We start from the raw sequence: 15,123 nt of genomic DNA, 5'->3' as shown, positions 1-15,123 counted from the left end.
TCTCCTAATTTTTTCTTATATCTTAGACACGACGACGCTTAGGCGGTCTGCAACCATTATGAGCTAATGGAGTAATATCTTTTAAGAAAGTTACTTTGATTCCTTCCATAGCACCTACACTTTTAACAGCAGTTTCTCTACCGCTTCCTGGTCCTTGTACTTTAATGCCTACTTCTTTAATTCCGTGTTCTTTTGCTTTATTTAAAGCGTCTTCTACTGCTTGTTGTGCTGCATAAGGAGTTGATTTTTTAGAACCTTTAAATCCTAAACCACCTGCACTACTCCAAGCGATAGCATTTCCCATTTCATCAGTCACTGTAACCATAGTATTGTTAAAAGTCGCACTGATATAAACAATACCTTTTGCTATATTTTTTTTAACTACTTTTTTCTTTACGATTTTTCTTTTTGCCATGATTTATCCTTATGATTTTGCACCAACAGTTTTTCTCTTACCTTTTCTAGTTCTTGCGTTTGTTTTTGTTTTTTGTCCGCGAACTGGTAAGCCTTTTCTGTGTCTTAAGCCTCTAAAGCTTCCTAAATCCATAAGTGCTTTAATATCCATAGCAACTTGTTTTCTCAAATCCCCTTCAACCATATAGTTTTCTTGAATTTCTTTACGGATAGCTGCTGCTTCATCTTCACTTAACTCATGAACTCTTTTATCATAAGAAATTCCTACTTTATCTAGAATTTTTCTTGAAGTGAAAAGTCCTATACCATAAATATAGGTTAGTCCATACTCAATTCTTTTTTTCTTTGGTAAATCCACACCTGCAATACGAGCCATGTTTATCCTTGTCTTTGTTTATGTTTTGGATTTTCGCAAATAATGCGAACCACGCCTTTACGGCGAACTACTTTGCACTTGTCGCACATCTTTTTAACCGATGGTCTCACTTTCATGAGCGTCTCCTTGAATGAATTCCACTTGATTTACGACTACATCAGGTTTTATGAATAACCAACTATTTTCAAAATAAGTGGTGGATTTTAAAAATACTTCTTCATATAGTTCGATGTAATTTGCCGCAAAAACTCTAATTTTATCTAAAATTAGCTTTTAAATAACTTAGATTATTTATATCTAAAAGTTATACGCCCTTTATCAAGGCTATAAGGTGTAAGTTCTACTTTTACTTTATCACCTGGCATTATTCTTATATAATGCATACGCATTTTTCCTGCAATATGACATAAAATTACATGTTTGTTGTCAAGTTCAACCTTGAAATTTGCATTAGGCAATGCTTCAAGTACAGTGCCATCAATTTCAATTACATCATCTTTTGCCAAAATTTTCTCCTTTCATGAAATAAAAAGGCTATAATTTTAGCAAAAATTATTAAAATTTTTACTTAATTTTTAGTAATTTTTAAGTAATTAATCTAAAAATTCAGGTTCGATAAAAGATGCATGAGTCCCTATAACTTTGAGTTTTCTTTCTTTAAATTCTTTAAGTAGTTTTTCCCTTGTTTGTATAGCCTCATTTTGATCTATATCAAATTTTATAGCGATTTTAGGTTTTGGGATTTGTATATCATAAAGATGAAGTAAATCTCCCCAAAAGACTATTTTATCATCAATTATGATAGCATTTTGACCTGGGGTATGCCCGTAAGCAGGTATGGCTTTAATGCCTGAATTTTGAAAGATCAAATCTTTAGAGTGGTTAATAAATTCTATATTTTTAAGTTTAAGCAAGGTGTTTTTAATTTCTTGTCTATCACTTTTGATCCAAAAATCATATTCTTTTTTATCGATTAAAATTTGAGCTTTTGGAAAAAGATTTTCTTCGCTCATTAAAGCTCCTATATGATCAGGATGTGCATGTGTTAAGATAATATGAGTGATATCTTTAAAATCGGTTTTGTGGATATGTAATTTTTCTTTAATGTATCAATAGTATCTAAAAACCCTGTGTCTATTAAAGCATTAAAATTTGGATTTTTTATCAGAGCAATATTATGCTCATTTCTTTTGATTTTTGTGCGAGTTTTTTCTATAAAATTCTTATCTTCATCGTTTTGTGGCACTAAAAAAGAAAATAATAAATTTAAAAATTCATCATCAGATTGTTTAAGCGAGATTATATGGGTTTGATTTGAACTTTTGCTTGTGGTTTTTTCTTCTAAAAAATAAAGATTGGTTTTTAAAAGGGTGGTTATAAAATTAAACATATTTATCCTTAAATTTTTTAGATAATATTTTGGAAATGATTATAGTATAATAAAAACAATGTTTTTAAAATTTAAGGTAATTAATCAATGAGAAAATCAAAATTTGGAACAAAGGAAATTAAGATCTTAGGACTTTCTTCACTAGGAGGAACTTTAGAATTTTATGATTTTATTATTTTTGTCTTTTTTGCTGAATATATAGCCAATGTATTTTTTCCTAAAGGTATGAGTGAATTTTGGGCTTTATTAAATACTTATGGAGCATTTGCAGCTGGATATTTAGCACGTCCTTTAGGTGGTATAGTTATGGCACATTTTGGAGATAAATTTGGGCGTAAAAATATGTTTATGCTAAGTATTTTACTAATGGTTCTTCCTACCTTTGTCTTGGCTTTTATTCCAGGTTATGAAACTCTTGGGTTTTTAGCTCCTGTTTTATTGATACTTATAAGAATTTTTCAAGGCATAGCTATAGGTGGAGAATTGCCTGGAGCTTGGGTTTTTGTAAGAGAACATTGTCAAGAAAAACAAAAAGCTTTCTTTTTAAGCTGTTTAAATTCAGCTATGGCTTTAGGAATTTTGTTGGGAAGTATAGTATTTTTAATCATTAATGCTTTTTTTAGTATAGAAGAAATTGCTACTTATGCATGGCGTATTGCTTTTTTTGTAGGTGGAATTTTTGGGATTATTTCTATTTATTTGCGTAGATTTTTGCAAGAAACTCCTGTTTTTAAACAAATGAAAAAAGAATCATCGCTTAGTTCTTTTCCACTTAAAGATTTATTTAAAGAAAAGGATATTGTAAAAAATTTATTTTCATCAATGATGATGACTTGGGTTTTAACAGGTTGTGTTATTGTGCTTGTTTTATTAATGCCTAAATTTATGCCTAGTATTTTAAATTTAAGTGGGGTTGAAGGAAGTTATTTACAGATATTAGGAATTTTGGGAATAGCTTTAGGCGGGGCTTTTATGGGTTATCTTGTAGATAAATTTGGTTTATTTAAAATTTGCATTTTCTTTTCTTTAACTTTTGTATTTTTTTCTTTTTTATATTTTTATGCTTTATATGAGCTTAAAAATTTGGTTTTGGTGTGTATTTTGTATTCGATTGTTTGTTTTTTAGGTGGGATTAATGTGTTCGCACCTATTTTAATGAGTGAAGTTTTTAGAGCTAAAATAAGATTTTCAGGAATTTCTTTTTCTTATAATATTGCTTATGCAATTTCAGGCGGTATTACTCCGCAACTCGTTTTTTGGCTTAATACACTTGCGAGTAAAAATGAAAATCCATTTTTATATGGTATGAGTATATATATGATTTTTTTAGCGTTATTGGCTATTTGTGCTGTTTTTATAGTAAAAGATAAAATAAAATTTTGATAATCACTCTTAAAATGTTATAATTAAAATTATATTTTGGAGTTTATAAATGCCTTTTATTATGGAATTACTTAAGCAAAATAAATTAAAGTTGATTTCTTTTTTGCTTTTTTCTTTTATTACAAGCGCTGTTGGAGTTTTAACTCTTGTTTTTATCAATGATTATTTGCTTAAAAATGCACAAAACATTCCTATTTTTTATTTTATTGTTTTGCTTTTGATTTTTTTTATAAGTTCTACCATAGTTGAACTTGGACTTAGTATTTTTGGACAAAATTTTATTTTTAAAATGCAAAGGCGCGTAGTAAAGCAGATCTTAGACACCCCTTTGTTAAGAGTCGCTAAAGTAGGTAAGGCTAGAATTTTAGCTTCTTTGGGAAGTGATGTGAGAAATATATCTTTTGGGCTTTTAAGATTGCCTGATTTTTTACAATCAAGTATATTGATTTTATGCACTAGTGTTTATTTATGTTATCTTTCACCACAAATTTTTGCTTTGTGTGTGGTATGGATTATGGTTATTTTTATTACTAATAATTTTTTGATGATGAAAGTATATCAGTATTTTAGAAAGGCAAGGGAAAATGATGATGCTTTGCAAAATAATTACCAAAATATACTAGATGGACATAAAGAACTTTTGATCAATCGTGATAGAGCTAAGCTTTATTATGAAGATGAATTTGAAAATAATGCAAGATTGAAAAAGAAAAATAGTACTTTAGGTAATCTTTTTAACAATCTCTCAAACAACTGGACAAATGTAACTCTTTTGGCTTTAGTGGGTGTAGAGTTTTACTTAGCTTTAAAATTTGAATGGGCAAGTGTTGCAGATGCTACAACTATAGCTCTTTCTATTTTGTTTTTACGAACCCCTTTAGTATCTATGATAGGATCTTTTCCTACTTTGCTTTTGGCAAAAATCGCTTTGGATAAGATCGCAAAATTGGAATTAGATGATTATATAGAAGGTTTTAAAAAAACACATTATATCAGTGAATGGAAAAAAATTTCTTTTAGAAATACTCAATTTGCTTATGAAGAAAATTTTCATTTAAATCCTGTAAATATAGAACTTAAAAAAGGTGAATTGGTATTTTTAATAGGTAAAAATGGAAGTGGTAAATCCACTTTTTGTATGCTTTTGACAGGACTTTTTAAGCCAAGCAAAGGCGGAATTTATGTTGATGATACGCTTATAGATGATAAAAATTTAGATGAGTATAGATCTCTTATTTCTGCTGTTTTTAGCGATTTTCATCTTTTTACTAAAACCTTAAATAAAGAAAATTTTGCAAGCGAAGAAAAAATTGCTTTTTGGTTGGAGTTTTTAGAACTTAAAGATAAAACAAGTGTCAAAGATAATGAACTGACCTTAACCAAACTTTCTACAGGGCAAAAAAAGCGTTTAGCTATGCTTATAGCCTTGCTTGAAGAAAGGGATATTTTAGTGCTTGATGAATGGGCGGCTGATCAAGATCCTGTTTTTAGAAGATTTTTTTATAAAAAACTTTTACCTTTGCTAAAAGAGCAAGGTAAAACAATCTTTGCTATCACACATGATGATGCATATTTTGATAGTGCTGATAGAATTTTCTTGGCTCAAAATGGTGAAATCAGCGAATTAAAGGGTGAGAATATAAAGGAATTAGCTAAAAATTTAGTAGAAAAATTTGATTAAAGCCCAAAATGGGCTTATATTATTTATCATAGAGCTTTTTTTCTATATTGATATAAAATTCAGCAATTTTTCCATAAGCAACTTCCCAAGCTTTAAGAGTAGCTTCGTCAGGATTTAAAAGATTTTTAATAGCTTTTAAAAGGCAAGCTCCAACTATAGGATAATGCTCTTCTTTAACCCCTAAATTAACATGAGTTATGGCAACTTTATCAACAAAGTTTCTCATATTTTCTAAATTTTCTATATTTTTAGCTGCCATTAAAATCGCCATCGCTAAAGCTTTTGGTTGTTCTCCTGAAATTTGTTTTTCCATATTAAACATAGGTTTTACCTCAGGATAATCATTAAACATTATTTTATAAAACTCATTGGTTAAATCTTCTCCATTTTTTTGCAAAATAGGCACACAATCTTTGATGATTTGAATTTGTTCTTTTGTCATAATTTCTCCTTTTTGTTGTAAAAGAGATATTTTATATCTTAAAAAGGAGAAAAAAATTGACTTGTGTTAAAATTATGCTCAAAAATATAAATTTAAAATTATCTTTAAATTATTAAATTATATAATTGATAATAAATTAAAAAGAGGGACTATGGCAAATTTTAAAGCTTTTTATAATGAGGCTAAGTATATTTTTAAGGATAGAATTTTTAATGATTATGCTAGATGCTATGCTTATGGCATTGATGCGTCGTGTTATTTTTATATTCCAAAAATAGTGATTATTGCTAAAAATGAAGATGAAATTAAGCAAATTATTCAATTAGCAAATACTTATAAAACTCCTATAACATTTAGAGCAGCAGGTACAAGTTTAAGTGGACAAAGCTCTTGTGATGGAGTACTTGTAGTGATTAAATTTGCCTTTAAAAAAATAAAAATTAACAAAGACGCTAACGAAATTACTTTAGGATGCGGTGTAGTAGGCATTCATGCTAATGAAAGTCTTGCTTTTTTGAAGAAAAAAATAGGACCTGATCCAGCTACTATAAATTCAGCTTTAATTGGAGGGATTATAAATAACAATTCAAGCGGAATGTGCTGTGGAACTAAGGATAATAGCTATAAAACCTTAAGAAGTATTAGGGTGATTTTGGCAAATGGTAGTATGCTTGATACCAGCGATGCTTTAAGCGTGGCTCGATTTAAAGATGAAAATAAAAAATTAATTAATGAACTTAGAGAGATCAAAGAAGAGATTAATGCCAATAAAGAATTAAAAGATTTAATAATCAAAAAATTTAAAATCAAAAACACCACAGGTTATAGCCTTAATGCCTTTGTTGATTATGATGATGAAATAGATATTTTAGCACACTTGCTTATTGGCTCTGAAGGGACTTTGGGATTTGTAAGCGAAGTTAAGCTTGCTGTTTTGGATGATTTGGAATTTAAGGCCTGTGCTTTATTGTTTTTTGATAATATCAATAATGCTGCAAACACTATAAAAGAATTTGCTAAAGTTGATTTTGTAAGTTCTGCTGAAATAATGGACTATGCAAGTTTAAAAGCTGCATCAACTTATGATGAGTTAAGAGATATTTTAGCTGATATTAAAGAGGGCAATACTTGTGTATTGATCCAAAGTGAGCATAGTAATGAGCTTAAGCTTGATGAAAATATAAATAAAATAAAAGAAATTTCCAAACTGGCTTATAAGTCATATTTTAGCAAGAATAAGGCCGAATATGATTTATGGTGGAAGATTAGAAAAGCACTCTTGCCTATAGCAGCTAGTCTTAGAAAGGCAGGTTCAACGGTAATTACTGAAGATGTGTGTTTTAATATCGAGGATTTAGCCGATGGAATTAAAAGCATTCAAGAATTGTTTTATAAATATGGCTTTGGTGATAATGGAATCATTTTTGGCCATGCATTAGCAGGCAATATCCATTTTATTATCACACCGGATTTAAACAATAAGCTTGAATTTGATAATTTTTCAAATCTAGTTAAAGAAATGTCTAATATAGTAGCTTCTTATGGTGGAAGTATAAAAGCTGAACACGGCACAGGGCGTATGGTGGCACCTTTTGTGGAGGTAGAGTGGGGTAAGCAAGCTTATTTGATCAATAAAAAAATCAAAAGTATCTTTGATAAGGATAATTTATTTAATCCCGATGTAATCATTAGCGATGATAAAGATATTTATAAGAAAAATATCAAACAAGCCAGTTGGATTGATGAGAAATTAAATACCTGTATGGAATGTGGATTTTGCGAAAGATTTTGTCCATCAAATGAATATACAATTACTCCAAGACAAAGAATTGCGATCTTACGAGAGATCAAACGCCTTGAAAGCTTAAATGATGATGAGTCAAAAGCAAAATTAAAGGATATTAAAAAATATTACAATCATTTAGTAGACAGCTCTTGTGCTGCTTGTGGGGTGTGCTCTTTTTCATGTCCTTTGGGGATTAATTTTGCTGATTTTTCATTAAAATATAGAAAAAATAATATAGGATTTATATCTAAAATTTTAGGAAATCTAGCATATAAAAATCATGAAAAAACTCTAAAAATTGCTAAATTTTCATTAAGTATCGCAAATAAATTTGATAATTTAAGTCTTGATAATAAGCTCGAAAAAGCAAGCAATTTTCTTAGCATTATACCAAGAACTAGGGCGTATTTGCCTAAGGTGAATGATTATGAGTTAAAAAGTCGTAAAAGAGCTTGCAATGTGGTTTATTTTACAAGCTGTCTTAATAAAAGCTTTAAACCAAATGAAAAAATGCATGATAAAAGAAGTTTGCAAGAAGTATTTGAGAGCTTGTGTAAAAAAGCAAATATAGGCATTATTTATGCACCCAATGATTTATGTTGTGGTAAGGCTTATGAGAATTTTCAAGATATCCAAGATAAAAATATACAAAAAATCAATGATTTTTTAAGCAATATAGACTCGCCCATAGTGTTAGATCATAGTGCTTGTAGTGCTAAGTTAATTAGCGATCATTTAAAGTATGAAATTTATGATTTAAGCGAGTATTTATTAAAATTTATTTCTCCTAAGTTACGCATTAATAAAATCAATGAGAATGTAGGATTATATATCATGTGTGCTGCTAGAAAGCTTGGTTTAAATGAAAATATAATCAAGCTTGCAAAGCTATGCACGAATGGAAAAGTATTAATAGATAATGATACCTATTGTTGCGGGTTTGCTGGATACAAGGGCTTTTTCAAGCCTCAATTAAATATTAATGCTACAAAGGGCTTTAAAAAATTTTATGCCAAAACAAATATTAAGCGCGGGTTTAGTACATCAAGCACTTGCGAGATAGGATTAAGCGATGCTACGGGTATATCTTGGCAGCATATAGCGTATTTATTGGATGAATGCAGTGAGAAGCAATTTAATTGATAAATAAAACTCCATAATTTAAAGCAAATTATCCCCCTATAGGGCTTGTGGCTTCTTATTTTTTATTTTATAATTTTTTTAATTTTAAATTTGAGGAGTTACAAGTGCTTAGATGGTTTATTTTACTATTTTTATTGTTTTTCAATGTTGAGGCTAAAATTCCAAAAGATACTTTAATCGTAGCTGTGGAAAATGAAATTTCAAGGATAAATCCTGCATATAGCGAAGATCATGATGCGGTGATTAATCTTGTATTTTCAGGACTTACGCGTTTTGATGAGCATATGAGCTTAAAGCCTGATTTAGCTGCGTCGTGGAATGTTAGCAAGGATGGACTTAGCTATGATATCTTTTTGCGTGAAGATGTTTTGTGGCACGATGGAGTGAAATTTAGTGCCGATGATGTGAAATTCAGTCTTGAAGCTTTTAAAAATCCTAAAAATAATTCTTCTATTTATGTGAATTTTGAAGATATTAAAAGTATAGAAATTTTAAATCCTTATCATCTTAAAATCACGCTTTCTAAACCTTTTCCTGCATTTTTAGATGCTTTAAGTATAGGAATGCTTCCTAAACATTTACTTAGTGATAAAGACTTAAATACTGCTTCTTTTAATCAAAATCCCATAGGCACAGGTCCTTATAAATTTGTAAAATGGAAAAAAGGTGAATATGTTGAATTTAAAGCCAATGAACATTTTTATCTTGATAAGGTAAAAACTCCAAGACTTATTATAAAACACATTTTTGATCCTTCTATAGCTAGTGCTCAGCTTAAAAATGGCAAGATAGACGCAGCTTTAATCGATGTTTCTCTGCTAAATATTTTTAAAAATGATGAAAATTTTGGAATTTTACGTGAAAAATCGGCCGATTATCGGGCTTTAATGTTTAATTTTGATAATGAATTTTTAAAAGATTTAAAAGTAAGACAAGCCTTAAATTACGCAGTTGATAAAGAAAGTATAGTAAAAAATCTTTTACATGATTATGCTTTTGTAGCCAATCACCCTTTAGAGCGTTCTTGGGCAAATTCTAAGAATTTTAAAATTTACAAATATGATCCTAAAAAAGCCGAGGACTTGCTTGTAAGTGCAGGTTTTAAGAAAAATAAAGATGGAAATTTTGAAAAAGATGGGAAAATTTTAGAATTTGAAATTTGGGCGATGAGTAATGATCCTTTAAGGGTAAGTTTAGCTGGAATTTTGCAAAGCGAATTTAGAAAAATAGGAGTTGTAAGCAAGGTGGTGGCTAAACCTGCTGGAAGTTTTGATTATTCTAAAGTAGATAGTTTTTTAATAGGCTGGGGAAGTCCTTTAGATCCTGATTTTCACACTTTTAGGGTATTTGAAAGTTCGCAAGATAGTGCTTTAAATGATGAGGGTTGGAATTTTGGACATTATCATGATAAAAAAGTGGATATAGCCTTGCAAAAAGCAAGAAATACTTCAAATTTAGAAGAGAGAAAAAAATATTATAAAGATTTTATAGATGCTTTGTATGAAAATCCACCTTTTATTTTCTTGACCTATCTTGATTTTGCTTTGGTTTATAATAAAGATTTAAAAGGTATCAAAACAAGGACTTTAGGTCATCACGGAGTGGGTTTTACTTGGAATGTTTATGAGTGGAGTAAATAGTGCTAAAACGCTTAGTTTTTAGTATTTTCATAGCATTTTTTAGCACTTTTTTATGTTTTGTTTTACTTTATTTTAGTAAAGGCAGTATAGCTTATGCTAATGGAGTTAATTCACAAAGTAAAGAATTTATTCAAAGAATAGAACAAAATTTAGGGCTTGATAAGCCTTTGCTAGAGCAGTATAAAATTTGGCTTTTTAAGGCTTTAAAAGGAGATTTGGGAGTTTCTTTTTTAAGCGGAGAAAGTGTTTTAAAGCTTATAAAAGAAAGAATTTTTAATACTTTTATTTTGGGTTTTAGCGCCTTAATGCTTTTATTTTTACTCAGTGTTTTTTTGGCACTTTTGGGATATTATTATAAAGAAAGTTTTATAGATAAAATCATCACTTTTTTAGCTTTTAATTTTTTTGCTTTACCTCCTTTTGTTTTGGCTTTATTGTTTGTTTTGATTTTTGGAATTTTTTGGAAAATTTTGCCTGTTATGGGAAGTAGTGATATAGGCTTTGAAGATGATTTTTTAAATCGTTTAGAGCATTTGATTTTTCCTGTTTTGGTGCTCGTTTTATCACATTTGGCGTTATTTTTAAGGATTGCTAGAAATTTTATCAATGAAAGTTTTTCTCAAATTTTTATTCAAAATTTATACGCTAGGGCTTTAAGGGAGAAAGATATTTATTTTTTAGTTTTGAAATATTCTTTAAGTCCTATTGTAGCTTATTTTGGGGGAAGTGCTTTAAGTTTTATGATGGGAACTTATGTGGTAGAAAGTGTCTTTGCTTACGAGGGACTTGGGTCTTTACTTTTTAAAAGTATTATTTTTAAAGATTATCCTGTTGTACTTGCACTTATATTTTTTAGCGTTTTGCTTGCAGCATTTTTTACATTTTTAAGTGATATTGTAGCTAGGATTTTAAATCCTAGATTAAGAAGGCTTGATTTTGTTTAAATTTCTTATCATTCTTGCGCCTTTAATTTTTTTGTTTTTATGCGCCTTGTCTGCACCTTTTTTGGCTCCTTTTGATATTTTAAGCACTCATTTAGAAAATTTGCATCAAGCTCCTAATTTTACTTATATTTTAGGGACTGATTTTTTAGGCAGAGATTTGTTTTCTCGTTTGCTTTTTGCTTTGAGAAATTCTTTGATTATAGGTGTTGGTGGATCTTTATTGTCTATTATCTTTGCTTTGTGCTATTTGTTTTTAGCGCGATGTTTTTTTTATGTTTTTTGGATGCGTATTTTAGAGTTTTTTTTAGCCTTGCCTGCTTTTTTACTTATGATGTTTTTTCAAAGTATGATAACTTCTGATGTGTTTTTGATGATTTTTTTAATCGCTTTAATTCATTGGTGTTTCATAGCAAGAATTATAGAAAGTGAATTAAAAAGACTTGAAAATTTAGATTTTTACAAAGCAAATATAGTGCTTGGAAGAACTAAATTTAGAGCTTTTTTTAAAGATTTAATACCTGCTTTAAAAACACTGATTTTTACACTTTTTATATTTAATATCGTTCATGCTATAGCCACAGAAGCTACTTTGAGTTTTTTTGGACTGGGTTTAGGATTTGAAATTCCAACTTTAGGTACTCTTTTGAGTGAGTCTTCAAAAGCAGTTTTTATAGGCGCTTGGTGGATGATACTTTTTCCACTTTTAAGCTTGCTTTTGTTGTTTTTACCTCTTTTATGGTTGGGTAATTTTTTACAAAAAATTTGGGGTATAAGATCTTGAAGGTAAGAAATTTAAATATCAGTTTGAAGAATAATTTATTGCTTAAGGATATTAATTTAGATATAAAAACAGGCAAAACTTTAATGATACTAGGACAAAGTGGAGTGGGTAAAAGTTTGTTGGGAAAAGCTTTGGTAAGACTTTTAGATTCTAATTTCACAATAAGTTTTGATGAATTAAGTTTTCATAATTCTTGTATTTTTAATTTTAACAAAGAAGAGCTTAGAAATTTTCGTTCTAAGGTGGCACTTGTTTTGCAAGATGCAGAGCTTAGTCTTTATCCTTATTTGGATATTGGAAATTTATGTCATCTTGTTTTAAAAACTCATACAAAATTAAAACAAAAAGAAAGAAAAGATTACGCTTTTTCTTATTTTCAAAAATTAGGATTTGAAAATCTTGATCGTTTGTGGCATTCTTATGCTAATGAATTAAGTTTGGGTATGGCAAGAAGGGTGAGCCTAGCTTTGGCATTATTAAATCAACCCCAAATTTTAATTTGTGATGAAATCACAGCTTCTTTGGATAAAGAAAACGCTTCAAAGATCATATCGATTTTAGAAGAATTAAAAAATACTGCAGCCTTAGTTTGTATCACTCATGATTTAAATTTGGTAAATTCTTTAGCAGATGAAATTCTTATGCTAGAAAAAAATAGTTCAAATTTATATAGCTTAGATGAGTTTTTAAGGTATTATAATGCTTAAAGTTTGTAATTTAAGTAAGTTTTATGAGCTTAAAAAGCATTGGTATTTAAAAAAAGAAAGACATATTATTTTTGATAATGTCAATTTTTCTTTAAATGAAAATGACAATTTAATAATTTTAGGTAAAAGTGGTGCAGGTAAAAGCACATTAGCTAGAATTCTTTGTTTTTTAGAAGATCCAAGTGAAGGTGAGGTATGGTATGAAAATCTTAACTTGCACAAGCTTGATAAAAACAAACAAAGACTTTTAAGAAAGCAAATTCAGTATTGCTTTCAAGATCAAAAAATGGCTTTAAACCCTTATAAAAAAATCAGAAATCTTATACAAGATGGTTTGGAAAATTTTAATTTACAAAAGAATGATAACTTGATTTTAGAATTTTTTGATTTTTTTAGTCTAAAAAAACAAATTTTAGAACAAAAGCCCTATGAGTTAAGCGGAGGAGAAGCCACACGTGTAGGTCTTATCCGTGCTTTGGTTTTAAATCCTAAATTGTTGATTTTAGATGAAATTACTTCAGCGCTTGATATTAAAACTTCTAAAGAAATTTTAACTTTTTTATATGACTATCAGCAAAAAAATAATATTTCTTATATATTTATAAGCCATCAAAGTGATCTTTTTTATAAATTTAATCATAAAAAATTAAAACTTTAAAAAATATTTTTTAATATAAGTTTCAATATAGAAAGTTTAGAGTAAAATAAAGAAAAGTGTAAATTTAATTTTTGTTGTGGAGTGATTAAAGTGCTTTAAAAAAGGAGAATAAATGTCTCATATAGATGCTTCGCATCCTTATTTTGGTATTTTTTTAATGCTAGTACTTGCTAGTGTTATTTTTTTTGGACTGGTTTTTTTAGCTTCAAAAATCGGTAATAATTTTGCCGCAAAAAATCGCAAAAAATTAGGACTTGGAATTTATGAATGTGGTCCTATTCCTGTTAAACAAGCTAACAAGATTAACTCTCAATTTTTCATCATCGCCTTAATCTTCATACTTTTGGATATAGAAGTTGTGTTTTTGTTTCCTTGGGCATTGATTTTTAAAGATTTAGGTTGGTTTGGACTTTTAGAAGTTTTTGTTTTTATCGTACTTTTAGGAGTTGGATTTTTATATGCTTATAAAAAAGGAGCGTTTGCATGGCAGAGCATCAAATAAATTATGCAAGTGGTTTACCCGTAGTTTTAACTAGTGTTGATAAACTAGTTCAATGGGGTAGGAGTAATTCTTTATGGGCTTTATCTTATGGACTTGCCTGTTGTGCGATTGAGATGATGGCGGCTGGGGGTTCAAGATATGATTTTGATAGATTTGGAACGATTTTTAGAGCTTCGCCACGCCATAGTGAAGTAATGATTATTGCAGGAACTTTATGTAAAAAGCATGCTGAATTTACAAGAAGACTTTATGATCAAATGCCTGATCCTAAATGGGTGATTTCTATGGGAAGTTGTGCCAATACAGGCGGTATGTTTAATACTTATTCTACGGTTCAAGGAGTGGATAGAATTATACCTGTAGATATTTATGTGCCAGGCTGTGCTCCACGTCCAGAAAGTTTTCAGTTTGCTTTGATGATTTTGCAAAAAAAGATCCGCAAAGAAAAAGCAAGTCGTAAAATCGCACCTAAAAGGTTGGTATAATGAGAAAGTATAGCGATAAAAAAAATGCTCAAACTCAAAATTACTACAAAGATAGATTTTATCACGCGCCACACACTGTAAAATCTGATGTTAATGAAAGTGTTTTTAAAGAGGATTTTGAAGTTTTAAAAACTCAAGTAGAAATTTTAAATTCCTTTGTAGAACTTGATTTTTGGGTAATAGAAATTAAAAAAGAAGACAATGTTAAAACTTTGCAAATGCTTAAAACTTTAGGGTATTTAAGTTTTACAGAAGCAAGCGCTATTGATTTTATAGCAAGTAAAAATGGTTTTGAAGTGTTTTATCAGCTTTTAAATTTAGAAAAAAAATTAAGAGTGAGAATAAAAACTTTTGTAGGCGTAAAAGAGCGTTTACAAAGCGTGGCTCATGTTTTTAAAGGGGCAAATTGGAGTGAGAGAGAAATTTATGATATGTTTGGAATTTTCATCATAAATCATCCCAATTTAAAACGCATTTTAATGCCTGATGATTGGTTTGGACATCCGCTTTTGAAAACTTATCCTTTAAAGGGCGATGAGTTTGCAAGATGGTATGAGATTGATAAAATTTTTGGCAAAGAATATCGTGAAGTAGTGGGCGAAGAACAAAGAGATTCTGGTTTTGCTGATGATAAAGATACGCTAAATTTTGCAAGACTTTATCATGAAGTGCCAAAAGGTGGTCAAAAGAAGGAAATTTCCTTTAAACAAGAATATCAAGAAGATGAAGGTGTGGCTTTTGTAAAAAAAGTAAAACGTGATGAAGCAAAAATTTTAGAGAAAAGGCGTTAA

Annotated in this window: 16 protein-coding genes and 1 pseudogene; 11 read left to right on the top strand and 6 right to left on the bottom strand. The window is 29.4% G+C overall.

Annotated elements, in window-relative coordinates:
* Positions 1–22 precede the first annotated feature (22 nt).
* The 5 genes and pseudogenes from rpsK to FBF06_RS09910 form a co-directional block, all read right to left on the bottom strand.
* Entirely contained in the window at positions 23–415 is a 393-nt protein-coding gene (gene rpsK / locus FBF06_RS08795) for a 30S ribosomal protein S11 (protein ID WP_002779544.1), read from the bottom strand.
* Positions 416–424: 9 nt separating this feature from the next.
* Positions 425–790 (bottom strand): 30S ribosomal protein S13, encoded by a 366-nt coding sequence (gene rpsM, locus FBF06_RS08790; protein ID WP_002800121.1) that lies wholly within the window; start codon positions 788–790, stop codon positions 425–427.
* Between the two features lie 2 nt (positions 791–792).
* Positions 793–906 (bottom strand): 50S ribosomal protein L36, encoded by a 114-nt coding sequence (rpmJ, locus tag FBF06_RS08785; RefSeq protein ID WP_002781429.1) that lies wholly within the window; start codon positions 904–906, stop codon positions 793–795.
* A gap of 171 nt (positions 907–1,077) precedes the next feature.
* On the bottom strand, positions 1,078–1,296 hold the full coding sequence (infA, locus tag FBF06_RS08780) for a translation initiation factor IF-1 (RefSeq protein ID WP_002781436.1): 219 nt from the start codon (positions 1,294–1,296) through the stop codon (positions 1,078–1,080).
* Positions 1,297–1,383: 87 nt separating this feature from the next.
* A pseudogene (locus tag FBF06_RS09910) lies at positions 1,384–2,180 on the bottom strand (MBL fold metallo-hydrolase).
* 87 nt (positions 2,181–2,267) lie between these two features.
* Here FBF06_RS09910 and FBF06_RS08765 point away from each other — a divergent pair.
* Both FBF06_RS08765 and FBF06_RS08760 read left to right on the top strand, forming a co-directional pair.
* Complete coding sequence (locus FBF06_RS08765) at positions 2,268–3,563, top strand: MFS transporter (protein WP_052788760.1); 1,296 nt, start codon at positions 2,268–2,270, stop codon at positions 3,561–3,563.
* 49 nt (positions 3,564–3,612) lie between these two features.
* Positions 3,613–5,244, top strand: coding sequence for a multidrug ABC transporter permease/ATP-binding protein (locus FBF06_RS08760; RefSeq protein ID WP_002870082.1), 1,632 nt, complete (start codon positions 3,613–3,615; stop codon positions 5,242–5,244).
* Between the two features lie 19 nt (positions 5,245–5,263).
* Here the strand turns inward: FBF06_RS08760 and cgb are convergent, their stop codons facing one another.
* Positions 5,264–5,686: a single-domain globin Cgb gene (cgb, locus tag FBF06_RS08755; RefSeq protein WP_002858935.1), complete on the bottom strand. Its 423-nt coding sequence runs from the start codon at positions 5,684–5,686 to the stop codon at positions 5,264–5,266.
* Positions 5,687–5,837: 151 nt separating this feature from the next.
* Between cgb and FBF06_RS08750 the strand changes: the two genes are divergently transcribed.
* From FBF06_RS08750 to FBF06_RS08710, 9 genes are all read left to right on the top strand, one after another.
* Complete coding sequence (locus tag FBF06_RS08750) at positions 5,838–8,615, top strand: FAD-binding and (Fe-S)-binding domain-containing protein (protein ID WP_052796106.1); 2,778 nt, start codon at positions 5,838–5,840, stop codon at positions 8,613–8,615.
* A 104-nt stretch (positions 8,616–8,719) separates the two neighbouring features.
* The gene (locus FBF06_RS08745) at positions 8,720–10,255 is read left to right on the top strand and encodes an ABC transporter substrate-binding protein (protein WP_052796111.1); all 1,536 of its coding nucleotides are present in this window, start codon (positions 8,720–8,722) and stop codon (positions 10,253–10,255) included.
* The gene (locus FBF06_RS08740; protein ID WP_052796107.1) at positions 10,255–11,199 is read left to right on the top strand and encodes an ABC transporter permease; all 945 of its coding nucleotides are present in this window, start codon (positions 10,255–10,257) and stop codon (positions 11,197–11,199) included. Before FBF06_RS08745 ends, FBF06_RS08740 begins: the two co-directional genes overlap by 1 nt.
* Positions 11,186–11,980: an ABC transporter permease gene (locus tag FBF06_RS08735; RefSeq protein ID WP_079264987.1), complete on the top strand. Its 795-nt coding sequence runs from the start codon at positions 11,186–11,188 to the stop codon at positions 11,978–11,980. The genes FBF06_RS08740 and FBF06_RS08735 overlap by 14 nt, the downstream gene beginning before the upstream one ends.
* Positions 11,977–12,687, top strand: coding sequence for an ATP-binding cassette domain-containing protein (locus FBF06_RS08730; protein ID WP_011050003.1), 711 nt, complete (start codon positions 11,977–11,979; stop codon positions 12,685–12,687). The genes FBF06_RS08735 and FBF06_RS08730 overlap by 4 nt, the downstream gene beginning before the upstream one ends.
* A complete protein-coding gene (locus tag FBF06_RS08725; protein ID WP_002867588.1) occupies positions 12,680–13,345 on the top strand; it encodes an ATP-binding cassette domain-containing protein in 666 nt (221 codons plus the stop codon). The genes FBF06_RS08730 and FBF06_RS08725 overlap by 8 nt, the downstream gene beginning before the upstream one ends.
* 112 nt (positions 13,346–13,457) lie before the next feature.
* Positions 13,458–13,847, top strand: coding sequence for an NAD(P)H-quinone oxidoreductase subunit 3 (locus FBF06_RS08720; RefSeq protein ID WP_002824972.1), 390 nt, complete (start codon positions 13,458–13,460; stop codon positions 13,845–13,847).
* On the top strand, positions 13,829–14,332 hold the full coding sequence (locus tag FBF06_RS08715) for an NADH-quinone oxidoreductase subunit B (RefSeq protein WP_002824974.1): 504 nt from the start codon (positions 13,829–13,831) through the stop codon (positions 14,330–14,332). Before FBF06_RS08720 ends, FBF06_RS08715 begins: the two co-directional genes overlap by 19 nt.
* Positions 14,329–15,123, top strand: a complete 795-nt coding sequence (locus FBF06_RS08710; RefSeq protein ID WP_072227233.1) for an NADH-quinone oxidoreductase subunit C — start codon at positions 14,329–14,331, stop codon at positions 15,121–15,123. The genes FBF06_RS08715 and FBF06_RS08710 overlap by 4 nt, the downstream gene beginning before the upstream one ends.

The organism is Campylobacter sp. CFSAN093227, from assembly GCF_012897855.1.
Classification (GTDB): Bacteria; Campylobacterota; Campylobacteria; order Campylobacterales; family Campylobacteraceae; genus Campylobacter_D; species Campylobacter_D jejuni.
This window is presented reverse-complemented; position numbering and strand designations above follow the sequence as displayed.